Annotated in this window: 16 protein-coding genes; 1 reads left to right on the forward strand and 15 read right to left on the reverse strand. The window is 71.1% G+C overall.

All coding sequences use genetic code 11. From position 1 onward, the window contains the following. Nucleotides 1-109 precede the first annotated feature (109 nt). The 13 genes from EDF34_RS06315 to EDF34_RS06375 form a co-directional block, all read right to left on the reverse strand. Nucleotides 110-4,783: an alpha-L-arabinofuranosidase C-terminal domain-containing protein gene (locus EDF34_RS06315; RefSeq protein WP_123370399.1), complete on the reverse strand. Its 4,674-nt coding sequence runs from the start codon at nucleotides 4,781-4,783 to the stop codon at nucleotides 110-112. A gap of 211 nt (nucleotides 4,784-4,994) precedes the next feature. Then, nucleotides 4,995-6,023 carry a galactofuranose ABC transporter, permease protein YjfF gene (gene yjfF, locus EDF34_RS06320; protein WP_123370400.1) on the reverse strand — a complete coding sequence of 343 codons (1,029 nt, stop codon included), beginning with the start codon at nucleotides 6,021-6,023 and terminating at the stop codon, nucleotides 4,995-4,997. Then, on the reverse strand, nucleotides 6,023-7,060 hold the full coding sequence (locus EDF34_RS06325; protein ID WP_123370401.1) for an ABC transporter permease: 1,038 nt from the start codon (nucleotides 7,058-7,060) through the stop codon (nucleotides 6,023-6,025). Before EDF34_RS06325 ends, yjfF begins: the two co-directional genes overlap by 1 nt. Continuing rightward, the gene (locus EDF34_RS06330) at nucleotides 7,057-8,589 is read right to left on the reverse strand and encodes a sugar ABC transporter ATP-binding protein (RefSeq protein ID WP_123370721.1); all 1,533 of its coding nucleotides are present in this window, start codon (nucleotides 8,587-8,589) and stop codon (nucleotides 7,057-7,059) included. Before EDF34_RS06330 ends, EDF34_RS06325 begins: the two co-directional genes overlap by 4 nt. 128 nt (nucleotides 8,590-8,717) lie before the next feature. Further along, nucleotides 8,718-9,734, reverse strand: a complete 1,017-nt coding sequence (locus EDF34_RS06335; RefSeq protein ID WP_123370402.1) for an ABC transporter substrate-binding protein — start codon at nucleotides 9,732-9,734, stop codon at nucleotides 8,718-8,720. A 233-nt stretch (nucleotides 9,735-9,967) separates the two neighbouring features. After that, the gene (locus EDF34_RS06340) at nucleotides 9,968-10,801 is read right to left on the reverse strand and encodes a DeoR/GlpR family DNA-binding transcription regulator (protein ID WP_233575204.1); all 834 of its coding nucleotides are present in this window, start codon (nucleotides 10,799-10,801) and stop codon (nucleotides 9,968-9,970) included. 120 nt (nucleotides 10,802-10,921) lie between these two features. Then, entirely contained in the window at nucleotides 10,922-12,430 is a 1,509-nt protein-coding gene (gene araA, locus EDF34_RS06345) for an L-arabinose isomerase (protein WP_123370403.1), read from the reverse strand. Further along, a complete protein-coding gene (locus EDF34_RS06350) occupies nucleotides 12,427-13,134 on the reverse strand; it encodes an L-ribulose-5-phosphate 4-epimerase (protein ID WP_123370404.1) in 708 nt (235 codons plus the stop codon). The genes araA and EDF34_RS06350 overlap by 4 nt, the downstream gene beginning before the upstream one ends. Before the next feature lie 23 nt (nucleotides 13,135-13,157). Next, nucleotides 13,158-14,762 carry a xylulokinase gene (locus EDF34_RS06355; protein ID WP_123370405.1) on the reverse strand — a complete coding sequence of 535 codons (1,605 nt, stop codon included), beginning with the start codon at nucleotides 14,760-14,762 and terminating at the stop codon, nucleotides 13,158-13,160. Between the two features lie 120 nt (nucleotides 14,763-14,882). Beyond that, on the reverse strand, nucleotides 14,883-16,784 hold the full coding sequence (locus EDF34_RS06360) for a glycoside hydrolase family 127 protein (RefSeq protein ID WP_123370406.1): 1,902 nt from the start codon (nucleotides 16,782-16,784) through the stop codon (nucleotides 14,883-14,885). Then, nucleotides 16,781-17,605: a carbohydrate ABC transporter permease gene (locus EDF34_RS06365; protein ID WP_123370407.1), complete on the reverse strand. Its 825-nt coding sequence runs from the start codon at nucleotides 17,603-17,605 to the stop codon at nucleotides 16,781-16,783. Before EDF34_RS06365 ends, EDF34_RS06360 begins: the two co-directional genes overlap by 4 nt. Then, nucleotides 17,602-18,549, reverse strand: a complete 948-nt coding sequence (locus tag EDF34_RS06370; RefSeq protein ID WP_123370408.1) for a carbohydrate ABC transporter permease — start codon at nucleotides 18,547-18,549, stop codon at nucleotides 17,602-17,604. The genes EDF34_RS06365 and EDF34_RS06370 overlap by 4 nt, the downstream gene beginning before the upstream one ends. 80 nt (nucleotides 18,550-18,629) lie before the next feature. Next, nucleotides 18,630-19,958, reverse strand: coding sequence for an ABC transporter substrate-binding protein (locus EDF34_RS06375; RefSeq protein ID WP_123370409.1), 1,329 nt, complete (start codon nucleotides 19,956-19,958; stop codon nucleotides 18,630-18,632). 196 nt (nucleotides 19,959-20,154) lie between these two features. Between EDF34_RS06375 and EDF34_RS06380 the strand changes: the two genes are divergently transcribed. Further along, nucleotides 20,155-21,219, forward strand: a complete 1,065-nt coding sequence (locus EDF34_RS06380; RefSeq protein WP_123370410.1) for a LacI family DNA-binding transcriptional regulator — start codon at nucleotides 20,155-20,157, stop codon at nucleotides 21,217-21,219. Here the strand turns inward: EDF34_RS06380 and EDF34_RS06385 are convergent, their stop codons facing one another. Beyond that, entirely contained in the window at nucleotides 21,220-22,383 is a 1,164-nt protein-coding gene (locus tag EDF34_RS06385; protein WP_123370723.1) for an epoxide hydrolase family protein, read from the reverse strand. A 20-nt stretch (nucleotides 22,384-22,403) separates the two neighbouring features. Further along, on the reverse strand, nucleotides 22,404-23,417 hold the full coding sequence (locus EDF34_RS06390) for a LacI family DNA-binding transcriptional regulator (RefSeq protein ID WP_233575206.1): 1,014 nt from the start codon (nucleotides 23,415-23,417) through the stop codon (nucleotides 22,404-22,406). Nucleotides 23,418-23,490: the final 73 nt, after the last annotated feature.

Genomic DNA, 23,490 nt, shown 5'->3' on the forward strand with positions numbered 1-23,490 from the left:
AAATCGTGGGTGCGCGCATCTCGCGCAGGCCGCCGCGGTGGGCACGTGCGTGCACGTACGTGACCAGGCGAGGCATCCCGGGCGACGGACCGGGATGCCTCGCTCGGGGCTACCTGCGGACGGTGAGGGTCACCGTCCGGGTCGACGAGGCGACGCCCGCGGATCCGGCGTAGGTGACCTTGACCTTGTACGTGCCGGCCTTGAGCTTCGGCAGGGTGGTGCTCGCCGTGCCCTTCGTCGAGAGCGTCGCCGTCTTGGCCGTGACCTTCTTGCCTGCCTTGGTCACCGTCACCGTGACCTTGCCGGTGACCTTGCCGGTGGCCTTGACGCCGGTCGACGAGGCGACGGTCGCGGTGACCTTCGCCTTCGTGGTGGTGCGCACCTTCGTCGGTGACACCGTCACCTTCGTCGTCGAGGAGGCCTTGACGACCTTGAGCGTGACGACGTCCGACGAGCCCGCGAACCGGGCGTCGCCGCCGTAGACGACGGTCAGGCGGTGGGCGCCGACCTTGAGCGACGACGCGAGATTCACGCTGACGCGGCCGCCCGCGAGCGTCCCGCGGCCGACCTGCGTCGAGCCGTCGAGCACCCGGACGGTGCCCGTCGGGGTCCCGCCGGCGCCCGTGACCCGGACCGTGACGACGCCCGCCTTGCCGTAGGTGAGCCTCGCCGGGGCGACCGCCACGGCCGAGGACGGCGCCAGGACGACGCCGGCCTTCGGCACGACCACCGAGCCCGTGCTCTCCACGTTGCCGACCCCGTCGACGGCCCGGAACTGCACCGTCGTCTGCGCGGCCCCGACCGCGACCGCCTTGGTGTACGTCGTGAAGGAGCCCGTGGTCCCGGTCCGGTACTCGATGCGGGCCACGCCCGAGCCGTCGTCGGCCGCGCGGAGCGCGACCGTCCGGGCCTTGCCGTCCACCGTGGCCTGCGAGACCGGGGCGGCCGCGTCGACCTTGACGGTCAGCGAACGCTCCGGGGAGGTGTTGCCCGCCGCGTCCACCGCCCGGGCCCGCACCTCGTGCGTGCCGTTGCCGGCGACCTGCACGGACGCAGTCGAGCCGTCCGTTGACGCCCACGCGCCGCCGTCGAGCGAGACCTCGACGTGGTCGACGCCGCGGTCGTCGCTCGCCTTCGCGACCACCGTCACCGGCGAGGCGTGGTAGCCGTTCACGGCCGTGCCCGACGCCGCCAGCGACGTGATCGTCGGCGCCGCCTCGTCCGTCGTGTGCAGCCGCAGGAAGGTGATCGAGTACGCCGGGAAGTCGTAGGTGAAGTCGTTCGACAGCCCGGTCAGCTCGCGCTCGACCGGCACGATCTTGGTCTTGTCGGCCTTGGTGTTCATGTCCGACGGGTTGCCCACCATCTCGGTGGCCGTGCCGGTCGGGGCGACCTCGACGTCGGAGACGGCGACCTGCGTGCGCAGGCCGCGGTCCGCCGTGTTGACGACCTTGACCAGCAGGTCCCCCGTGCTCTGGTCGCGCGTGACGACCTGGTAGAGCTCGGTGGTCGGCAGCTCGTCGGTGTAGTCGATCTGCAGCTCGCCGTCGAGGTAGAGCTTGATGTTCCGCCCGTCCACGACGACCTTGACCTTGTAGGTCTTGCCCGTGGTGACCGACGTGTTCTCGATCGCCTTCACCTCGTTCGCGCTGCCGCCGTCCGCCTTCTGCAGGACCGAGCGGGTGTTGTTCCAGCCGCCGAGGTTCCACCAGAAGTAGTTGTTCGGGCCGCCGGCCGCGAAGCCCACGAGGAAGCCCTCGCTGCCCGAGACCTTGCGGGCGTCGAGCTCGAGCGTGTAGTCCGACCAGTCCTTGGCGTAGGTGTCCGTGACGATCGAGCGCGCGTCCGTGACCGACGTCGAGCTCTGCACGTACTCGCCGTTGGTCACGGCCCACGTGCCGGTCTGGCGCGACCACTTCGAGGCGTCCGTGAACGTGTCCTCGAACAGCGTGGCGCCGCCGTCGTTGCTCGTGACCTTGACGTTGTCGTAGGCCGCGCTCGTCGACCACGTGGACAGGAACACGCCGCCCTTCAGGTCCGGCACCACGGGGGTCGGGCCCGCGTACGTGCTGGGCACCACCTGGTCACCGACGTTGTTGGCGAACAGCTTCTGCACGTAGTAGTTGACCGAGCCCCAGGACTCGTCGTTGTCGTACCAGATGGCGTCCGGGCTCCACTGGACGTAGTCCTCGTTGGCCAGCAGCGGCGCGTAGGACGCGAGCTTGACCACGTCGGAGTTCCGCTCGAGGCCCGTCATGTACGACGCCTCGGACAGCGCGTTCCACATCGTGTTCCCCTTCGAGGCGTACTCGCCGAGGAAGACGTCGGGACCCGAGCGGTCGTACGAGTCGTAGCGGTCGTTGTTCGCGAGGAACCACGAGGGGTCGTTGTAGTAGTGCTCGTCGACGAGGTCGACCTTCTGCTTCTTGTTGAACGCCCACAGCGTGTCGAAGCGGGCGCCCGAGTCGTCCGGGCCGGAGTTCGACAGGATCTTGACGTCCGGGTACCGCGCCGCGATCGCGTCGCGGAACTTGGGGAAGTTCGCCTCGAACGTCGTGGTGTTCTCCTCGTTGCCGAGGCCGATGTAGCGCAGGTCGAACGGCTCCGGGTGGCCGAGCGCCGCACGCTTCGCGCCCCACGTCGTCGTGACGTCGCCGTTGGCGAACTCGATGAGGTCCACGGTGTCCTGCACCCAGCGGGCGATGCTGGCGTCGTCCTTCATCTCCGGGATCGTCGAGCCGCAGCCGTTGGCGCCGACCGAGAGCACGGGCAGCGGGGTGGCGCCCAGGTCCTCGGCGAACTCGAAGTACTCCAGGTACCCGATGCCGTAGGACTGGTTGTAGCCCCAGAAGTTCCAGTTGGTGGCGCGCTCCTCGACGGGACCGATCGTCTCCTTCCACTGGTACGTGCGGCGGCGGTCGAGGAAGCTCGAGTCGACGTAGGTGTCGAACGTGCCGACGTTGGTCACGCAACCGCCCGGGAACCGCAGGAACGAGGGGTTGAGCGCCTCGATCTTGTCCGCGAGGTCCTTGCGCAGGGGTGACTTGCCGTTGACCGGGCCGACCCAGGTGTCGTCCGGGAACAGCGAGACCATGTCGAGGCGCACGGTGCCGGCGGCGCCGGCGACCACCGCGAGGCGGCCCGCGGCCGTGGTCGCGGTGGCCGTCAGGCTCGCCGTGTACTTCTTCCAGGTGTCCGAGCCGTCGACGGCGACCGTGCCCGTCGCGAAGACCGTGGCGCCTGCGGCGTCCTCGACCTGGACGGTCAGGGTCTGCGCCGTGCTGGAACGGGCCCAGACGGAGAAGTCGTACGTCTGGCCGTCCTTCACGGGGATGCCGCTGTTGTAGCCCGCGTTGCGGACGCCCGCGCCGGCGCCGGTGGCGTCCAGCCGCAGGTAGTTGCGGTTCGTGGCGTTCAGCCGCGCGCTGTCGTTGGCGACCGTGCCCGTGCTGGCCGAGCCGGCGCCGCGCTTGAGGACCTCCCACGCAGTCAGTCCGGTGAACGACGCGTTGTCGTTGGTGTTGAACTCGAACGAGCGGTTGCGCACGAGCTCGGCGTACAGGCCGCCGTCCGCGGCGTAGTTGATGTCCTCGTAGAAGATGCCGTAGAGGTCCTTCGAGATGTCGATGCTCGTCGCGTCGCCGTCGACGTCCAGGGTGCCGACGTCGGTCGCCTGGTACTCGATCGTCAGCGCGACCGCGTCCTGCTCGGCACCGAGCGTGAGCAGCCCGTCGGCGTCGAGCCCGACGTACGCGCTGCCGTCCGCGAGCCGCAGGTGCAGCGCGCCGCCGCCCGCGTCCGTGATCCGCAGGGCGCTGGCCGCGCCGCCCGCCATGCCGACGACCAGGTGGCCGTCGGTTGCGACGACCGGGAGGTCGCCGTCACGGGTGCGCAGCGTGACCGCGCCGTCCCCGGCGTCCGTGGGCACCAGGCCGACGACGCTCGTCGGCCGGTCCGCCGCGAACGCGAGGACGCCCTCGCGGTCCACGAGGTACCGGGCCCCCGAGTCCGGGTGCAGGGTGAACGGCCCGGTGGGCGTGACGTCCGCACCCGCCGCCGACGTGACGCCGAACGAGTCGAACGCGACCGCGTGCGACGTGCCGTCCTGCGCGGCGAGCGCGTAGAGGCCCACGGCCGTCATGTCGAAGCTGACCGTCGTCGAGTTGGCCAGCACCCAGGCCGCGCCGTCCCAGTAGCTCGTGGTGACGGTGTCGCCCACGCGCTGCAGCTGGATCGTCTCGCCGGTCGACGCCGGGCGGTCCTCGAAGTCGAGCGCCGCGAACGTGCCGCCGGACTCGGCATCCGTCTCGATCGCGCGAGCCGAGGGCGCCAGGTCACCGACGTAGGTCAGGCCCGCGCGGACGTAGTTGTCCATGTCCTTCCACGCGATGATGCCCGCGCCCTGGTACACCTTCGAGACCGCGCCGCTGAGCTTCGCGACGGCCGTGAAGTCACCGGCGGGGATGTCGACCATGAACACGTTCTTGGCCGAGTTGGCGGTCTGCCAGGTGTCGCCGGCCTGCGAGCTCAGGGTGAGCGCACCGTCCCCGAGGGACCACGCGGCGGGCACCTCGTTGGTGACCTTCCAGCGCGCGTCGAGCGTGGCGGAGTCGAAGTCGTCCGTCCACGCCTGCGGCGTGGGCTCGGCAGCCGAGGCCGGCGCACCGAGGGACACGGCGCCCGCCGTGACCAGGGCGAGAGCCGTGGCCGCAGCGACCAGCCGGCCCGTCCTGCGGTGCCGCGCTGTTCCCTCCGCGCGTGCCGGGGCGTGTGTCATCATCATCAGTGCTCCTACCTCTCCCAGGTGTGGTGCGCCCGAATCCGGGTCGACCCGTCCGCTTCGTTGCGTGACGGGCCCGGATCGGCGTCTCCCGTCCCGGCCAGGGACACCCCGGTGGCAGCCGGGCCTGGCCGGACGGGAAGATGCCGTCCGCGTGCGTATGAAGTTGTGCCGTTCGAGCAGCCCCTGGCAGGGGGCCGGGTGGCGTACCGGCTCAGCGCCGGCGGACCACGAGCAGTCGCTGCAGGATCACGAAGACCAGCAGCAGCGCGCCGATCACGATCTTCGTCCACCACGACGAGAGCGTGCCCTCGAACGTGATGATGGTCTGGATCAGGCCGAGCACGAGCACGCCGAGCACCGACCCGAGCACGAAGCCCGAGCCACCCGTGAGCAGGGTGCCGCCGATGACGACCGCGGCGATCGCGTCGAGCTCCATGCCGACCCCCGTCAGCGAGTAGCCCGAGCTCGAGAACGCGGCGAACAGCAGGCCGCCGAGCCCGGCGCACGTGCCGGAGATGACGTACACGAGCACCTTGGTCCGCGCGACGGGCAGACCCATGAGGCGCGCGGACTGCTCGCCACCGCCGATCGCGTAGACGGTCCGGCCGAACCGCGTGTAGTGCAGGGTCACGAACGCGACGACGACGACCGCGAGCGCGATCAGCCCGCTCGGCGTGATCGCCCAGCCACCGCCGAGGTCCCAGCGCGTCCCGAGCTTGATGATCGTCGGGTCGGTGATCGGGATCGACTCCGGCGCGATGACGTAGCACAGGCCGCGGGCCAGGAACATCGCGGCCAGGGTGGCGATGAAGGGTTGTATCTCGAAGACGTGGACCATCACGCCGACGGCCCATCCGATCAGTGCGCCCGCCAGGATCGCGGCGGGTATCGCGACGTACGCCGGCCAGCCGTGCACGAACATCCACGCCGAGATGCAGGTGGACAGCGCCAGCACCGCGCCGACCGACAGGTCGATGCCCCCGGTGAGGATGACGAACGTCATGCCCACCGCGACCACGATGAGGAACGAGTTGTTGATCAGCAGGTTGGCCATCACGCGGCCGGACAGGAAGTTCTCGTAGCGCGAGCCGCCGATGATCAGCATCAGCGCGAGCACCACCACGGTGCCGAGCACCGGCAGGTAGCGCCGGTCCAGCGTCGGGCGGCTGCGGTGCACCTCGCCCGTCAGCTTCGGCTCCGGCTGCTTGCGGGCCTTGACGGTCATCTCGTCGGTCGCCATCAGGCCGGCACCTCCACGGGCACGGGAGCCGCCTGCCTGCGGCGGGCTCGCAACTTGTGCTGCACCACGGGGGACTGCAGCAGGCACACGACGATGACGACGAGGGCCTTGAACAGGGACACGGCGTTCACGGGGATGCCGATGACGGTGATGGACAGCGTCAGGGTGGTGATGACCAGGACGCCGACGAGCGTGCCGGTGAGCGAGAACTTGCCGCCCGCCAGCGAGGTGCCGCCGATGACCACCGCGAGGATCGCGTCGAGCTCGATGAACAGGCCCGCGTTGTTGGAGTCGGCGGCCATGATGTTCGAGCTCTGCAGGAAGCCGGCGATGCACGCGAACAGCGCGCACAGCACGTAGACCGTCCAGATGATCGTCCGCGCCCGCACCCCGGCCAGCCGCGAGGCCGTCGGGTTGATGCCCACGGACTCGATGAGCACGCCGAGGGCCGTGCGCCGGGTGACCAGCGCGACGACCACGAAGAAGAAGCCTGCGATGAGCGCCGCGACCGGCAGCCCGAGCCAGAACCCGGAGGCGAGCGTCTTGTAGGGCGCGCTCGTCACCGTGGTGATCTGGCCGCCCGTGATGAGCATCGCGATCCCGCGCCCGGCGGTCATGATGACCAGCGTCGCGATGATCGGCTGGATGCCCAGCACCGCGACGAGGAAGCCGTTGAACACGCCGATGACGAGGCAGACGGCTAGGCCGGTCAGCATCGCCACGGCGACGGTCGAGACCGCGCCCGGGTCCGGCGACGAGGCGATCTGCGTGAGCGTCACGGCACCGGCGATCGCCATCACGGCACCGACCGAGAGGTCGATCCCGCGGGTCGCGATGACCAGGGTCATGCCGAGCGCGACGAGCAGCAGGATCGACGAGCGCCGCATGATGTCGATCGGGGCGCCGTACAGGTGGCCGTCGCGGACGGTCACCTCGAGGAAGCCGTGCGACTTGAGCGTGCTCGCCAGCAGCAGCACGACGAGGGCGACGATCGGCCAGAACAGCCGGTGCCGCGTGAGTTGGGCCAGCCCGGTCATGCGCTGGTGCCTCCGCTCGCGATGAGGTCGACGACGACGTCGGTCGTGACGTCGTCCGAGTTGATGAGCTCGGCGACCTTGTGGCGGTCGCGCAGCACCGCGATGCGGTGCGAGAGGCGCAGGACCTCCTCGAGCTCTGCCGAGATGAACACGACCGCCATCCCCTGCGCGGCCAGGTCGGCCACCAGCTTCTGGATCTCGGCCTTGGCCCCCACGTCGATGCCGCGGGTCGGCTCGTCGAGGATGAGCAGCTTGGGGGCGGTGGCGAGCCACCGTGCGAGCAGCACCTTCTGCTGGTTGCCGCCCGAGAGGTTGCCGGCGATGGCGTCCGGGTTGGCCGGGCGCACGCCGAGCGCCTCGATGTACTGCGCCACGACCTCGTCGGCCTTCTTCTTCGGCACGCGACGCATCCAGCCGCGCTCCGCCTGCAGGCCGAGCACGATGTTCTCGCGCACCGTCAGGTCGCCGATGATGCCCTCGGTCTTGCGGCTCTCCGAGGAGAACACGATGGACTTCGCCAGGCCCGCGCGCGGGTTGCGCAGCTTCACCGACTCGCCGGAGACCAGCGTCTCTCCGCTGTCCGCGTGGTCCGCGCCGTACAGGAGGCGCGCGAGCTCGGTCCGGCCGGAGCCCAGCAGACCCGCGAGGCCGACGATCTCACCGGGGTAGATGTCGAGGTCGAACGGCTCGATCGAGCCGCGCCGCCCGACGCCGACGGCCTGCATGAACGGCGTCCCGCTGCGGTCGACGACGGCCCGCTCGGAGCGGCCCTCGAGCTCGCTGAGGACCTCGAGCGTGCGGCCGATCATCTTGCCGACGAGCTCGACGCGCGGCAGCTCCTCGGGCGTGTACTCCCCGACGAGCGTGCCGTTGCGCAGCACCGTGATCCGGTCGCTGATCGCGTAGATCTGCTCGAGGAAGTGGGACACGAAGAGGATCGCGACGCCCTGGTCGCGCAGCGTGCGGATGACGTCGAACAGCCGCGCGACCTCGTCGCTGTCGAGGCTGGACGTCGGCTCGTCGAGGATGAGCACCCGGGCGTCGACGACCATCGCCCGCGAGATGGCGACGAGCTGCTGGACGGCGAGCGAGTGCGAGGACAGCGACGACTTGGGGTCGATGTCGAGGTTGAGCGCCTGGAGGTACGTGCGTGCGGCCTTGCGCGTCGCGTGCCAGTCGATCAGGCCGAAGCGGCGGATCTCGTGGCCCAGCATCACGTTCTCGGCGACCGACAGGTTGTCAGTGAGGTTGACCTCTTGGTAGACGGTGCTGATGCCGGCGTCCTGCGCGGCGGCGGGGCCGGAGAACACCTGGTCGACGCCGCCGACGACGATGCGCCCGGAGTCGATGCCGTAGACGCCGGTGAGCGCCTTGATGAGCGTGGACTTGCCCGCCCCGTTCTCGCCCATCAGCGCGTGGACCTCGCCCGGCAGGAGCCGGAACGCGACGTCGTCGAGCGCCTTGACTCCGGGGAACGAGATGGTGATCCCCGTCATCTCGACGATCGGGGTGGTGTGCGGCTCGGTCATCATCGACCTCTCCTACGTCTGGCCGGTCGTCCGGCCGGGTGGAACGGACCGCCCTCGGGAACGCGACGCGTGGATCGCGTTCCCGAGGGCGTCAACCGTGGTTCAGCTGTGCCTGATCAGATCGGTGATCAGTACTGACGGTCGGGCAGGGCTGCCTTGGCCTGCTCCTGGTCGAACGCACCGTCCTGCGTGACGATCCGCGGCTCGACGGTCCCACCATCGTGCAGCGTCTTGATGATCTTGGCGAGGTCCGGGCCGAGCAGCGGGTTGCACTCGACGATGTAGTTGATCTTGCCCTCGGACAGGGCGGTCATGCCGTCCTTGACACCGTCGATCGAGACGATCTTGATGTCCTTGCCCGGGACCTTGCCGGCCGCCTCGATCGCCTCGATGGCACCGAGCGCCATGTCGTCGTTGTGCGCGTAGACGAGGTCGATGTCCGGGTTGGCCTGCAGGAAGCCCTCCATGACCTTCTTGCCGCCGTCACGCGTGAAGTCGCCGGTCTGCGACGCGATGATCTTGACGTTCGCGTTGTCCTTCGTGGCGTCCTCGAAGCCCTGCTTGCGGTCGATCGCCGGCGCGGAGCCGGTCGTGCCCTGGAGCTCGACGACGTTGATCGGCTCGGTCGCGACGTTGTCGTTGACCCACTCGCCGATCCGCTTGCCCTCCTCGACGAAGTCCGAGCCGATGAAGGTCACGTAGAGCGACTTGTCGGCGGTGTCGACGGCGCGGTCCGTGAGGATCACGGGGATGTTGGCGGCCTTGGCCTCCTGGAGCACCGCGTCCCAGCCGGTCTCGACGACGGGCGAGAAGGCGATGTACTGCACGCCCTGCGCGATGTAGGACCGGATCGCCTGGATCTGGTTCTCCTGCTTCTGCTGCGCGTCCGAGAACTTCAGGTCGAACCCGGCGTCCTTGGTGAGGGTGTCCTGGATCGACTTGGTGTTGGCCGCGCGCCAGCCGCTCTCCGCACCGACCTGCGAGAAGCCGACCGAGATGGCGTCGCCGCTCGCGGCGCCGCCGTCGCTCGACGTGCTGCCGGGCTCGGCGGTGTTGTCGTCGCCGCTGCTGCAGGCCGTCAGGCCCAGGGCGAGCACGGCGATGCCGGCCGCGACGGCCTGCGTACGAATCTTCTTGCTGACCATGCTTCTCCTCCTCGAGAAACCACCGGTTGCGCGGTCCGACCGTCCGGTCCGATCCGCCTCATGCTCTGGTCCGGCCCACACTGGCCGGGTTGTCGAACACACTTCGTCCCACTCGTCCGCCGCACCACAGTGTGAGCGTTCACACAGATGTTAGCGCTCACATTCGGCCGGGCACAAGACCGCACGTCGTCCGTTACGAACCTGTGACCCACCGCCCCTTCTCCCCCGATCTCTCATGCCAGGACGACCTCGACGTCGTGCCGGCGCAGCGCGTCCAGGTGCTCGGTGTCCGCGCTCGAACCCGTGATGACCGTGTCCACCTCGGCCACGGGGGCGATCCGGCCCAGGTGCACCTGGCCGAGCTTGGAGCCGTCGGCGACGACGACCGCCCGCTCCGCGGAGCGGACCATGCGCCGCTTGACCGCCGCCTCCGGCAGGTTGATGTTGGTGATGCCGTGCTCGACGTCCACGCCGTTGCACCCGATGAACGCGATGTCCGCGTGGACCTGGTCCAGGACCGCGTCGGCCAGCGGGTCGACGAGCGAGTGCTGCAGCCGGCGCAGCGTGCCGCCCGTGACCATGACCGTCATCCGCGGGATCGTCGCCTCGAGCTCGAGCGCGATGTTGAGTCCGTTGGTGACCACGACGACGCGCTCCAGGTCGCCCCGCGCGGCCAGGGCGCGCGCCACCGCGGTGGTCGTGGTGCCGACGTCCAGCAGGACGCTCATCCCCGGCTGCACCAGGGCCGCGGCCGCCGCCCCGATCAGGCGCTTCTCCGGGGCGGAGTCGGCCAGGGACTCCTCGAAGGACTGCTCGGCGCGGGTCCGCCCCCACGGCACGGCTCCCCCACGCACGCGGCGGACCTGCTGGGTCCGGTGCATCGCCTCGAGGTCGGTGCGCACCGTGACGTCGGAGATCCCGAACTCGGCGGACAGGTCCGCGACGCGGACGAACTGACGGCCGTCGATCAGGTGGCGCATCCGCTCGCGACGGACCTCGGCCGGCACGGTCGCCTGGCCGGATCCCGTCGCGGCGGTCGGGTCGTTCCCGTCCTCGTCGTTGAGCACGCTCACATCGTCGAAGATCGTCGATACGCCGTCAATCGCCTTGCGTTGCCTTTCGATAACGAAACTTGCCGGGCGGTCACCGTGGGGTGACCGCCCGGCAAGGGGGTGCTTCGTGCGGCGTCAGAAGCCCTGCGCGAGCCGGTGGTAGGCCTGGTTCCAGCGGACCTGGTCGGCGAACCCGCGCCGGGTCGTGCTCTCGTCGATGACGAGCAGCTCCGTGCGGGACAGCTCGGCGAAGATCTCGAACGCCTCGACGCCGACCGCCGACGAGAGCACGGTGTGGTGCGCGCCGCCCGCGGTGAGCCACGCCTCGGCGCTCGTCGTGAAGTCCGGGCGAGGCTTCCACACGGCGCGCGCGACGGGCAGGTTCGGCAGGGCCGCGCGCGGCGGCACCACGTCGACCACGTTGGCCGTGAGGCGGAACCGGTCGCGCATGTCGGCGAGCGAGACCACCACGGCCGGGCCGGGGTCCGCGTCGAACACCATCCGTACCGGGTCCTCCTTGCCGCCGATGCCGAGCGGGTGGATCTCGACCTTCGGGGTGGAGGTGGTCAGCGTCGGGCAGATCTCGAGCATGTGGGCGCCGAGGATCAGCTCGTCGCCGGGCGTCAGGTCGTAGGTGTAGTCCTCCATGAGCGACGCGCCGCCGGGCAGCCCCTCACCCATGACCTTGGCGGCCCGGACCAGGACGGCCGTCTTCCAGTCGCCCTCGGCGCCGAAGCCGTAGCCCTGGGCCATGAGGCGCTGCACCGCGAGGCCGGGCAGCTGGCGCAGCGCGCCGAGGTCCTCGAAGTTGGTCGTGAAGGCGTGCGCGCCGAGGTCGCCCAGCAGGGCCAGCAGCGCGAGCTCCTGGCTCGCGGCGTAGCGCAGGGACTCGTGCCGGTCGGCGCCGGCACGCAGCTCGGGCGCCACGTCGTAGGTGTCCTCGTACTCCTTGACGAGCACGTCGACCTCGGCGTCGGAGACGCGGCCGATCGCGTCGACGAGGTCGTTCACGCCCCACGTGTTCACCGAGACGCCGAACCGGACCTCGGCCTCGGTCTTGTCGCCCTCGGTGACGGCCACGTTGCGCATGTTGTCGCCGAACCGCGCGAGGCGCAGGGACTGCGTCGCGGCCCGGCCGGCCGAGGCCCGCACCCACGTGCCGACGCGGCGCGCGACCACCGGGTTGCCCGCGTGGCCCACGACCGTCGTGCGCGCGACGCCGAGGCGGGTCGCGATGTACGCGTACTCGCGGTCGCCGTGCGCGGCCTGGTTGAGGTTCATGAAGTCGAAGTCGATGGCGTCCCACGGGAGCTCGACGTTGGCCTGGGTGTGCAGGTGCAGCAGCGGCTTGGTCAGGGCCGAGAGGCCGCCGATCCACATCTTGGCCGGGCTGAACGTGTGCATCCACGTGATCACGCCGAGGACGTTCTCGTCCGCGTTCGCGTCGAGCATCGCGCGGCGGATCGAGTCCGAGTCCTTCAGGACCGGCTTCCACACGACCCGCACGGGCACGTCGGGAGCGGCGTCGAGCGTGCGCGCGACCTCCTGCGACTGCTCGGCGACCTGGCGCAGCGTGTCCTCGCCGTACAGGTCCTGGCTGCCGGTGAAGAACCAGACCTCGCGGCCGGCATAGGGCTTGCTCACGCGTGCTCCTCCTCGTTCGCCGGGGCGCCGTCGCCCGGGCTCGTGTCTGACTGTCCGTAGACGTTCTGGTACCTCGCGTACAGCGAGTCGACGTGGTGCTGCTCGATGGGCAGCGGCTCGCCGAGCTGGCGGCTGATGTGCACCGTGCGCGCGACCTCCTCGACCATCACCGCGGCCTTGACCGCGGCCTTCGCGTCCGCGCCGATGGTGAAGGGGCCGTGGTTGCGCATGAGGACCGCGGGGCTGCGCGAGCCGCGCAGCGTCTCGACGATGCCGCGCCCGATGGAGTCGTCGCCGATGAGGGCGAACGGGCCGATCGGGATGTCGCCGCCGAACTCGTCGGCCATCATCGTCAGCACGCACGGGACGGGCTCGGCGCGTGCGGCCCAGGCCGTCGCGTAGGTCGAGTGCGTGTGCACCACTCCCCCGACCTCGGGCATGTGCCGGTAGACGTAGGCGTGCGCGGCCGTGTCGCTCGAAGGTGCCCGGGTGCCGTCCACCAGGTTCCCGTCCAGGTCGCAGACCACCATCGCCTCGGGCGTCAGCTCGTCGTACGTCACGCCCGAGGGCTTGATGACGAACAGGTCGGTGCCGGCCACCCGCTGCGAGACGTTGCCCGCCGTCCACACGACCAGCCCCCAGCGGGGCAGCTCGGCGTGCAGCCGCGCGACGACCTCGCGCGTGCGCTGGATCTCGTCGGTCATCGACTCCCTCTCCCTCAGACCCCTCAGACCGCGTCCGCGGCGGCACGCTCGACCGGCAGGCCGGCGACGTACCGCTCGAGGAACGCGGCGAAACCCTTGACGTCGTCGGCGTCCGGCTCGACGACGTCGATCTGCGCGCCCGCGAACACGCGCTCGGCCAGGTAGGTGCCGAGGTCGAGCCCGTCGGCCTCGTGGAGGTAGCCGGCGAGCACCGCGATGCCCCACGCGCCGCCCTCACCCGCCGCGCTGCCGACCGCCACGGGCGCGCCCACGGCCGCCGCGAGCAGCCGCTGCGCGACGCCCGCCGTGCGGAACAGGCCGCCGTGCGCGTACATCGCGTCGAGCTCGACGCCCTCGTCGGCCAGCACGCGCATGCCCAGGCTGAGCGTGCCGAAGGCCGAGTAGACCTGCGCGCGCGCGAAGTTGGCCAGGGTCAGCCGACTCTCGGGCGTGCGGACGACGAGCGGGCGCCCCTCGGCCAGGCCCGTGATCGGCTCGCCGGACAGGTAGTTGTACGCCAGCAGGCCGCCCGCGTCGGGCTCGCCCTCCAGCGCGGCACGCAGCAGCGCGCCGAACACGGCGTCCTGCCCGGCCGGCTGCCCGAGCGCGCTCGCGAACTGGCCGAAGACCTCGGCCCACGCACCGAGCTCGCTCGCGCCGTTGTTGCAGTGCACCATCGCGACCAGGTCGCCCGCGGGCGTCGTGACCAGGTCGAGCTCCTCGTGCACCTGCGCGAGCGGCTTCTCCAGCACGACCATCGCGAAGATGCTGGTCCCGACACTGACGTTCGCGGTGCGCGGGGCGACCGAGGCCGTGGCGACCATGCCCGTGCCCGCATCACCCTCGGGCGGGCAGAACGGCGCTCCGGGCTGGAGGGTGCCGGTCGGGTCGAGCAGCGCGGCGCCCTCGGCAGTCAGGGTGCCCGCCTCCTCGCCCGCGACGAGGACGTCGGGCAGGAGGTCGACGAGGCGCAGCGCCCGGTCGGCGACCAGCGCGTCGAACCGCGCGAGCAGCTTCCCGTCGTACTGGTGCGTGATCGGGTCGATCGGGAAGACTCCCGACGCGTCGCCCACCCCCAGCACGTCGCGGCCGGTCAGGCGGCGGTGGACGTACCCGGCGAGCGTCGTGACGGACGCGATCTGCGGGACGTGCGGCTCGTCGTCGAGGATCGCCTGGTAGAGGTGGGCCACCGACCAGCGCAGCGGGATGTTGCAGCCCAGGACACGCGTGAGCTCGGTCGCGGCGCGCTCGGTGCTCGTGTTGCGCCAAGTCCGGAACGGCACGAGCAGCTCGCCGTCCGCGTCGAACGCGAGGTAGCCGTGCATCATCGCGGACACCCCGACGGCGCGGAACGTCGTCGGGCGCACGCCGTAGCGGCGCTGGGTGTCGGCGAGCAGGTCGGCGACGCACTCCTGCAGCCCGGTCCAGACGTCGTCGAGCGCGTAGGTCCAACGCCGGTCGACGAACTGGTTCTCCCAGTCGTGGCCGCCGCTCGCGATCGGCACGGAGTCCGGACCGACGAGGCACGCCTTGATCCGCGTCGAGCCGAGCTCGATGCCGAGGGTCGCCCGACCCGTGATGATCGCCTCGCGGGTCGCGTCCCCCCCGAAGCCCTGTTCCTGGCTCATCGCGCCCCTTCGCACGTTCGGCCCGGGACGGCTGTGTCCCGAGGTCTGCCGGCCTCACGGCGACAGTTGGATGTTAGCGCTAACAACCGAGGTCTGTACACATCGCCCCCGGCGCGCGGCTCAACGCGCCGCCGGGATCCACACGCGCATGGTGCTCGGCCCCCGCTGCGCCCACGAGTGGTACGGCACGAGTGCGGCCTCGAAGGCGGGCGCGAGGTGCTGCTCGTCGGTGGCCGCGCCGTAGGGCCACGGCGCGTCGCCTCGCTGCACCTCGAGGAAGGACGCCCGCGCTCCCTGCCCTTCGTCGACCACGTCGCCGTGCAGGACGACGGAGGCCACGTCGAGCCCGCCCGGCAGGTCGATCGACTCGAGGCACAGCACGACCGGCCCGCGCTCGACCGCGACGCACCCCTGCACCGCGTCGATGCGCGAGTCGGGCACCGTGACGCGCGCCGCGACGGGCACGTGCAGGCGCACGACGTCGCCGGTGGCCAGCGGGCGGTCGACGCGTGCGACCGGCCCGTCGACGACGTCGCCGTCGAGCGTGGCGGCGCCCGCGGCCCACCCCGGGACGCGCAGCTCGAGGCCGGTGACGCCCGCAGGCGCCTCGAGCACCGTCACGACGACGTCGCCGTCGACCGGGTAGCCCGTGGCCACCTCGAGCTCGACCCGGCCCTGCGGCAGGTCGACCGCGATCGTGCACGGCACGAGCTGGTGGATCTGGACGACGTCGCCCTCGACGCTCGCCACGTAGGCGGCCAGCGAGGCGACGGTCCGCGCGACGTTCGTCGGGCAGCAGGAGACCTCGAACCACGGCGCGCGCAGCTGGGCGAGCGCCCGCGGGCTCACCTCGTCCGGATCGGCCGCCGTGCCCGGGACCCTCTTGTGCAGCGGGTTCGTGTAGAAGAACGAGCGCCCGTCCGCGCCCGGCGACGTCGCGACGACGTTGTACAGCGCGCGCTCGATGACGTCGCCGTACTCGGTGCGCCCCGTGGCCAGCAGCAGCCGCCAGGCGACCATGACCGACCCGACGCCGGCGCAGGTCTCGCAGTAGGACCGGTCCGGCGGGAGCTCGAAGTCGTCGCCGAAGGCCTCGTCCTGGTGGTGGGAGCCCATGCCGCCGGTGACGTACGTGCGGCGCGCGAGGGTCCGGTCGTACTGGGCCCGGACCGCGCCGAGCAGCTCGTCGTCGCCGGTCTCGACGGCCAGGTCGACCGCGCCGGCCGCGAGGTAGAGCGCCCGCACGGCATGGCCCCGCAGCGCGGACGCCTCCCGCACCGGGACGTCGTCCTGGTAGTAGGACCGCCCGAACTCGATGTCCGGCAGGGTCCCGGTGCCCCGCCGCTCGACGAACAGCGCCGCCTGGTCCAGGTAGCGCCGCTCGCCGGTGACCCGGTAGAGCTCCACGAGCGCGACCTCGACCTCCGGGTGCCCGCAGACCGAGGCGATCCCGTCCGGTCCGAAGGCCTCGCACAGGTGGTCGGCGGCGCGCAGCGCGACGCGCACGATCGTGTCCTCGCGCCCCGACCGCAGTCGCGCGACGGCGGCCTGGATGAGGTGCCCGTAGCAGTACAGCTCGTGGCCCCAGGCGAGGTCGGAGTACCGCGGCTCGAGTCCCGGGTGCCCGTAGCGGGTGCTCAGGTAGCCGTCGGGGTCCTGCGCGCGCTCGATGAGCTGCGCGAGCTCCTCGATCCGGGCGTCCAGGCGCTCGTCGCCCGTGCGGGCGACCTCCCAGGCCATCGCCTCGATGAGCTTGTACACGTCGGAGTCCGAGAACTCCCGGCCCGTGCGCCGCTGCGCGATCGTGCCGTCGACCACGGCCGCGAAGTTGCCGACCCAGCCGACGCGGGTCTCCCACGTGTCGCAGTGGTCGATCGTCGCCGAGCCGTTGATCTCCTGCCGGTCCGCCCAGAAGCCACCGGTGATCGTGACCTCGTCCATGCCCAGCGGGCGCCGTTCCCCCCGCCCGGGCCGCACCGGCGTCAGCCGGCCGCGCTCGTCCGTCGTCAGCATCGGAATCATCCCTTCAGAGCACCGGACATGAATCCGTTGACGTAGTGGCGCTGGAGCACCAGGAACAGGACGACGCACGGGACGGTGAGGATGACCACCCCGGCCTGCGTGGCGCCGTAGTCGATGACCCCCATGACCTGCTGGCGCATGTTGACCATGGCCAGCGGGAGGGGTTGCTTGTCGCCGCCGAGCAGGAAGAGCGGCACCATGAAGTCGTTCCACGCCGCCAGGAAGGCGAACAGGCCGACGGTGATGAGGCCGGGCTTGACCGCGAACAGCAGCACCCGGCGGAGCGCGCTGAACGAGCCGCAGCCGTCGACGAGCGCGGCCTCCTCCATCTCTCGGGGGATCGCCTCGAACGAGATCCGCATCATGAAGGTCGCGAACGGGAGCTGGAAGACCGCGAGCACCAGGCCGACGCCGACGAGCGTGTTGTTCAGGTGCATCGTCTTGAGCCAGATCATCAGCGGGATCAGCAGCGTCGCGTACGGCACCATGAGGATCGCGAGGGTCAGCAGGAACAGCAGGTTCTTGCCCGGGAACGTGAACCGCGCGAACGCGTAGCCGCCGAGCGTCGAGACGAGCACGGTGACGACGACCGCCACGACCGAGATGACGATCGAGTTGCCGAGGTAGGTCCACAGCCCGGCCTGGTAGTTCACGACCGTCGAGTAGTTCCCGAACCCGTACCCGTCGGTCTGCGCCGAGCCGGGCTGCGGGGAGACCGAGCTGACCGCGGTCCAGATCATCGGGTAGAGGAACAGGATCGCCAGGCCGCCGGTCAGGACGTAGTACGGCGTGCGGGATAACCCGCGCATCAGCGCGCTCATGCCTTGCCCCCCTTGCCCTCGTCCGTGCCGCGCAGCACGCGCAGCTGGAGGGCGTTGATCACGACGAGCGCGAGCAGCACGATGACGGACAGCGCGGCCGCCATGCCGAGGTTGCGCTTGGACTCGAACGCGAGGTTGTAGACGAGCTGGACCACGGTCATCGTCGACCCGTCCGGTCCGCCCTTGGTCAGGATGTAGAACTGGTCGAACGCCAGCAGCGAGCCCGTGACGCACATGATCGTGGACAGCGCGAGCGACGGTCGCAGCAGCGGGAGCGTGATGCCCTTGAAGGTCTGCCAGCGGTTCGCGCCGTCGAGGCGGGCGGCCTCGTAGACCTCGCCCGGGATGCCCTGCAGCCCCACGAGCAGCAGCAGCATGTAGAAGCCGGCGAACCGCCAGACGATGAGGAACACGGTCGACCAGAGCGCGCCGGTCGGGGTCCCGAGGATGCTCACGTTGCCCTCGATCAGCCCGAGCTTCTCGAGCAGCGGCGTGAGCGGACCGACCTGCGGGGAGTACAGCGCGTAGAAGAGCAGCGACGCGGAGGCCAGGCCCAGTGCGGTCGGCAGGAGGAACGTGGTGCGCATGAAGGCGCGCCAGCGCGTCGACTCCTGGACCAGCATGGCCAGGCCGAGGCCGAGGCCGATGAGCAGCACGGTGGCGATCACCGTGTACTTGAGCGTGAAGCCGACGGCCGGCCAGAACATCCGCTGGTCGACGACGTCGGTGTAGTTGTCCGGCAGGTTGATCCCGCGGTTGCCGGCCAGCAGCGGCCAGTCCGACGCGGACATCCAGAACACGAGGACGACCGGGATCACGAAGAACACGAGCACGAGTGCCGCGGTGGGGCTCGCGTACGCCCAGGCGCGCAGGCTGCGGGCGCGGTACCGCCGCTTGGGCGGGGTGACCGCCGTGGCGATCGACGGGGCTTGGGTCAGGGTCATGAAGGTCTCCGGGCAGCAGCGACGGCGGGCACTGGCGGGGGCGGGTGGCGGCGCGCGATCACGCGCCGCCACCCGGACCGCTACTGGCCCAGCGTCGCGGTGATCGCGTCGTTGTCCGCGTCGACGGTGTCGGTGCGGTCGAACGTCGCGTTGCGGATCAACGTGACCCACGGGCTGCCCGAGGCGTTGAACGCCTCGCTGAAGTTCGCCGCGACCGGCGTGCGGCCGTTCGGGATGACCGCGGTCGCCACGGAGGCGGTCGGGTCGTCCTTGGTGAACTCGTTGTCGAGCAGGGAGTTGCGCGAGACCACGTCGCCGGCCTTGGCCACGACGTTGAGCTGCGTGTCGTCGGACAGCGACCACGCGAGGAAGTTCCACGCCTGGTCGACCTTCTTCGAGTCCTTCGAGACACCCATCGCGTCACCGCCGAGGAACGTCGACGTGCCGCCCTCGATGCCCGGGATCGGGCCGACGCCCACGTCGATGCCGGCCTCGATGGCCGCGGCGACCGCGGTGTTCGGGTACGGCATGACGCCGACGTTGCCGCCCGAGAACGGCGCCGTCCACGTGGCCCCGGTCTCCTCCTTCGAGCCCGCGCCCACGGCGCCCGACTCGTTGAGGTCCGCGAACGTGTTGTAGAGCGTCTTGGCGGAGTCGCTGTTCAGCAGCGACTCGGTGCCGTCCTCGCTGATGACCTCGTCACCAGCGGCCCAGATGCTCGGGAACCAGGTGAACACGAGGCAGCCGCCGCAGTTGCCGCCGTAGTAGGTGCCGGAGACGCCGTCCTTCTTCAGACCGGCCACCGCCTGCGCCTGCGTCTTGAACTCCTCGATCGTGGTCGGGCCCTTCTCGGGGTCCAGCCCGGCCTCCTTGTAGAGCGCCTTGTTCCAGACCATCACCGAGATGTCCTGGACGAACGGCAGCGTGTGCTCCTTGCCGTCGGTGTCTGTGCCCGCGTCGATGTGCCCCGAGGAGATGTCGTCCTTGAAGGGCAGCGCGTCGATCCGGTCGGTGACGTCGGTGAACAGGCCGTTCTCGACCCAGTAGGGCACGCGGACCACGTCGCCGGCGAGCAGGTCGGGCAGCTCGCCGTTGGTGGCGGCGCCGCCGACCTTCCCCTCCATGTCGTCGTTCGGGATGATCTCGAGCTTCACCTGGTTCTTGTGCGACGCGTTGTACGCGTCGACGAGCTGGGTCGCCTGGCGCTCCAGGGGTGCGCGGGTCCACATGCTCAGCGTGGTGCCGTCGTCGACACCGTCGGCGCTCGCGCCGGGTGCCGCGGAGCCACTGCTCTCGTTCGACGACGGCTCGTCGCTGCTGCACGCAGCGAGTCCCGTCAGGGCGAGGGCGCCCATGGCTACTGTCGCGACCAGACGTGCGGGTCGTCGACGCAGGTAGAGCTTGGTCATCGGTCCTCTCCTCAGCAGTTCGACATTGATGCTGACGGTCGGCTCGCGGGCTGCGGCCGGGCACTTCTCTGTGCTCGCCCTTCGCGACTTTGACGAAAGTCACGAAATGGTTTTCTGACCATAGGGCAGCCCGCCCGGCGACGTCAACCACCGTGTTGACCGTTGCATCGATCGTGCTGATGGGTAGGATCCAGGCATGGATGAGGCGCAGGACGGCACGCCGTCCTCGGGGGGGCGTACGAAACCTCCGAAGAACGGCTTTCAGAACAAGACGACGACGTTGTCCGACGTCGCGCGTCTCGCCGGCGTCTCTATCGCGACGGCCTCGAAGGCCCTCAACGGACGCTCCCAGGTGCGCGCGGAGACGCGCGAGCGCGTGGTCGCCGCGGCGGAGCAGCTCTCGTTCTCGCCGAACAGCCTCGCGCGCAGCCTGCTGTCCGGCCGGTCCGGCACGGTCGGCCTGATCACGCACGACCTCGAGGGCCGGTTCTCGATCCCCACGCTCATGGGCGCGGAGGACGCGTTCGGCTCCGGCAAGGTCTCGGTGCTGCTGTGCGACGCCCGCGGCGACTCGATCCGCGAGCAGCACCACATCCAGGCGCTGCTCGGCCGGCGCGTCGACGGCCTCATCATCGTCGGCGCCCGCCCGGACCCGCGGCCCTCGCTGGGCGCGATGCCCGTGCCCGTCGTCTACGCCTACGCCCCGTCCGAGGACCCCGAGGACGTCTCGCTCGTCTGCGACAACGTGGGGGGCGGCCGGCTGAGCGTCGAGCACCTGATCGCCTGCGGGCGTTCCCGCATCGCGATCATCACCGGCGACGCGAGCTACGGAGCGGCCAACGACCGCGTCACCGGCGCGCAGCAGGCACTGTCCGAGGCGGGGCTCGAGATGGTCGGCGGGCAGGCGCTGTTCGGCGCGTGGACCGAGGAGTGGGGCCGCGGCGCGACCCGTTCGCTGCTCGCCCGGCACCCGGACCTCGACGCCATCCTGTGCGGCAGCGACCAGATCGCGCGCGGCGCGCTCGACGTGCTGCGCGAGCTCGGCAAGCAGGTCCCCACCGACGTCGCCGTGATGGGCCACGACAACTGGGAGATCCTGGCGACCAACGCCCGCCCGGCGCTGACGAGCATCGACATGAACCTCGAGGAGCTCGGCCGCCGTGCGGCCGCGAAGCTGTTCGAGGCCATGGAGGGCAACCCGTCGCACGGGGTCGAGATGGTGCCGTGCAAGCTCGCGCTCCGGGCGTCGACCGCGTCCTGACTACCGCGGCACCCGGAACGGCCGTGCGAAGTCGCGCAGCTCCCGGGCGTAGGCCTCGGGCTGCTCGAACGGCGCGAAGTGGCCGCCCTGCGGCGGCTCGGTCCAGCGCACGACGTTCGCGGTGCGCTCGCCCCACGCCCGCGGCGGGCGCACGACGTCGCCGCCGAAGATCGAGAACCCGGACGGCACCTCCACGCGGCGGGCGAGCTGCGCCGGGTCGATCGCGGCGTTCGCGCTGTACATCCGCATGGACGAGCCGATGGTCCCCGCGAGCCAGTACTGCGTGACGTCGGCGAGGATCTCGTCCTTGGTGAACGCGCGCTCGACGTCCCCGCCGCAGTCGCTCCAGGAACGCAGCTTCTCGACGATCCAGGCGGCCAGCCCCACGGGCGAGTCGGTCAGCCCGAACGCGGCGGTCTGCGGCTTGGTCCGCTGGATCGCCCCGTAGGCGCCCTCGGTCGCTCCCCATGCGGCCACCTCCGCGAACCACGCCCGCTCCTCGGGCGTGAGCGAAGCGGGGTCACCGCTGAACACCGGTAGCCCCGCGTCCGTCCGGTGCACGGCCAGAACCCGGTCCGGGTGGTCGAGCGCGAGGTAGCGGCTCACGTGGCTGCCGAGGTCGCCGCCCGCGGCCACGAACCGGTCGTGGCCGAGCGCCGTCATGAGCTCGGCCCACAGCCCTGCGACGGCGATCGAGTCGAGCGGCAGCCCGGCGGGCGCGTCCGACCAGCCGAAGCCCGGCAGGTCCGGGACGACGACGTCGAACGCGTCGGCCGGGTCGCCGCCGTGCGCGCCCGGGTCCGCGAGCAGGCCGACCACCTTCTGGTAGCGCCAGGACGAGTCGGGCCAGCCGTGGCTCAGCACGATCGGCAGCGGGTCCGGGCCGGTCCCCCGCGCGTGCACCACGTGGATGCCCAGGCCGCCGACCTCGACACGCAGGCGCGGGTGCCGCCAGAGCGCCGCCTCCTGGGCGGGCCAGTCGAACTCGTCGGCCCAGTAGGCGACGAGCTCGCGCAGGTAGTCGACGTCCGTGCCGAGCGACCAGCCCGCGTCCGCGGGGGCGTCCGGCCAGCGCGTCGCCCGGAGGCGGCGACGCAGGTCGTCGAGCGCCGCTGCCTCGTCGCGCGCTGGGAACGGCTCGATGCGGGCGGGCACATCCGTCATGCCCGCCACCCTAGGCCGGGCTACCGACGCGAGCTGGCCCGGACGACGAGCTGCGGCTCGACCGTGCGCCGCACCAGCTGCCGCCCGGCGTACGCCGCCCGGAACGACTCCGTGGCGAGCCGTCCCAGCGCGCCGAAGTCCTGCCGGACGGTGGTCAGCGGGGGCATGTAGTGCGCCGCGCCGGACTCGTCGTCGAAGCCGACCACGGCGACGTCGTCGGGCACCCGGACGCCGGCCTCCCAGAACGCGTGCAGGAGGCCGAGCGCGAGCTGGTCGTTCGCGGCGAAGATCGCGGGCGGCAGGCCGGTGCGCAGGAGGCTGCGGCCGACCTCGTGGCCGTCGGCGGCGGTCCAGCCGGTGACGACGGGCGGCCGCGTCGGGACGCCGGCTGCGCGGCACTCGTCGGCCCAGCCCGCCAGTCGGTCCTGGGCGTCGAACCAGTCCTGCGGGCCGGCCACGTGCAGCACGGAGGCGTGCCCGGCGGCGAACAGGTGGCGGGTGGCCAGGCGAGCGCCGTGGCGCTGGTCGACGCCCACGGCGTGCAGGTTGCGGCCCGCGGGCACGTCGGCGGCCGACGAGACCATCACGACCGGTACGGGCGAGTCGACCTCCGCGAGCGCTGCCGCGATCTCGACGGTCGGTGCGACGACGGCCACGCCGTCCACCCCCTGCGCGAGGAAGTGCTCGAGCACGTCGCGCATGGTCGCGGCGTCGAACTGGCGCACCGTCGAGACGGCGACGTACCAGCCGGCCAACCGGGCGGCCTCCTCGAGACCGACGAGCGTGCTCGTCGGTCCGTGCAGGGCCGTCGCCGGGGTGACCACTCCGAGAGTCTCCGTGCGGCGGGTGACCAGCGCGCGCGCCGCGCTGTTGCGGCGGTAGCCGAGCGCGGCGACGGCCTCGACCACGCGGTCGCGCGTCTCGGGCCGCACGCTCGGGTGCCCGTTGAGCACCCGCGAGACGGTCTGGTGCGAGACGCCGGCGCGCAGCGCCACGTCGCTCATCGCGGGCGCCCGCTCGGCGGTGCTGGTCATGCGGTCCCCCTGGTGGTCGCTGGCAGGTCATCAGATGCCGCGAGTCCGGAGCCGGCTGCCACCAGCTCCGGAC

This window comes from Cellulomonas sp. PhB150, assembly GCF_003755175.1.
Classification (GTDB): Bacteria; Actinomycetota; Actinomycetes; order Actinomycetales; family Cellulomonadaceae; genus Cellulomonas.

What these genes read in the sequence shown, in the direction of transcription:
- EDF34_RS06360 (WP_123370406.1), bottom strand. Translation starts at nt 16,784, where the DNA reads ATGATTCCGATGCTGACGACGGACGAGCGCGGCCGGCTGACGCCGGTG.
- EDF34_RS06375 (WP_123370409.1), bottom strand. Translation starts at nt 19,958, where the DNA reads ATGACCAAGCTCTACCTGCGTCGACGACCCGCACGTCTGGTCGCGACA.
- EDF34_RS06315 (WP_123370399.1), bottom strand. Translation starts at nt 4,783, where the DNA reads ATGATGATGACACACGCCCCGGCACGCGCGGAGGGAACAGCGCGGCAC.
- EDF34_RS06390 (WP_233575206.1), bottom strand. Translation starts at nt 23,417, where the DNA reads ATGACCAGCACCGCCGAGCGGGCGCCCGCGATGAGCGACGTGGCGCTG.
- EDF34_RS06385 (WP_123370723.1), bottom strand. Translation starts at nt 22,383, where the DNA reads ATGACGGATGTGCCCGCCCGCATCGAGCCGTTCCCAGCGCGCGACGAG.
- EDF34_RS06350 (WP_123370404.1), bottom strand. Translation starts at nt 13,134, where the DNA reads ATGACCGACGAGATCCAGCGCACGCGCGAGGTCGTCGCGCGGCTGCAC.
- EDF34_RS06330 (WP_123370721.1), bottom strand. Translation starts at nt 8,589, where the DNA reads ATGACCGAGCCGCACACCACCCCGATCGTCGAGATGACGGGGATCACC.
- EDF34_RS06325 (WP_123370401.1), bottom strand. Translation starts at nt 7,060, where the DNA reads ATGACCGGGCTGGCCCAACTCACGCGGCACCGGCTGTTCTGGCCGATC.
- yjfF (WP_123370400.1), bottom strand. Translation starts at nt 6,023, where the DNA reads ATGGCGACCGACGAGATGACCGTCAAGGCCCGCAAGCAGCCGGAGCCG.
- EDF34_RS06380 (WP_123370410.1), top strand. Translation starts at nt 20,155, where the DNA reads ATGGATGAGGCGCAGGACGGCACGCCGTCCTCGGGGGGGCGTACGAAA.
- EDF34_RS06370 (WP_123370408.1), bottom strand. Translation starts at nt 18,549, where the DNA reads ATGACCCTGACCCAAGCCCCGTCGATCGCCACGGCGGTCACCCCGCCC.
- EDF34_RS06365 (WP_123370407.1), bottom strand. Translation starts at nt 17,605, where the DNA reads ATGAGCGCGCTGATGCGCGGGTTATCCCGCACGCCGTACTACGTCCTG.
- EDF34_RS06335 (WP_123370402.1), bottom strand. Translation starts at nt 9,734, where the DNA reads ATGGTCAGCAAGAAGATTCGTACGCAGGCCGTCGCGGCCGGCATCGCC.
- EDF34_RS06355 (WP_123370405.1), bottom strand. Translation starts at nt 14,762, where the DNA reads ATGAGCCAGGAACAGGGCTTCGGGGGGGACGCGACCCGCGAGGCGATC.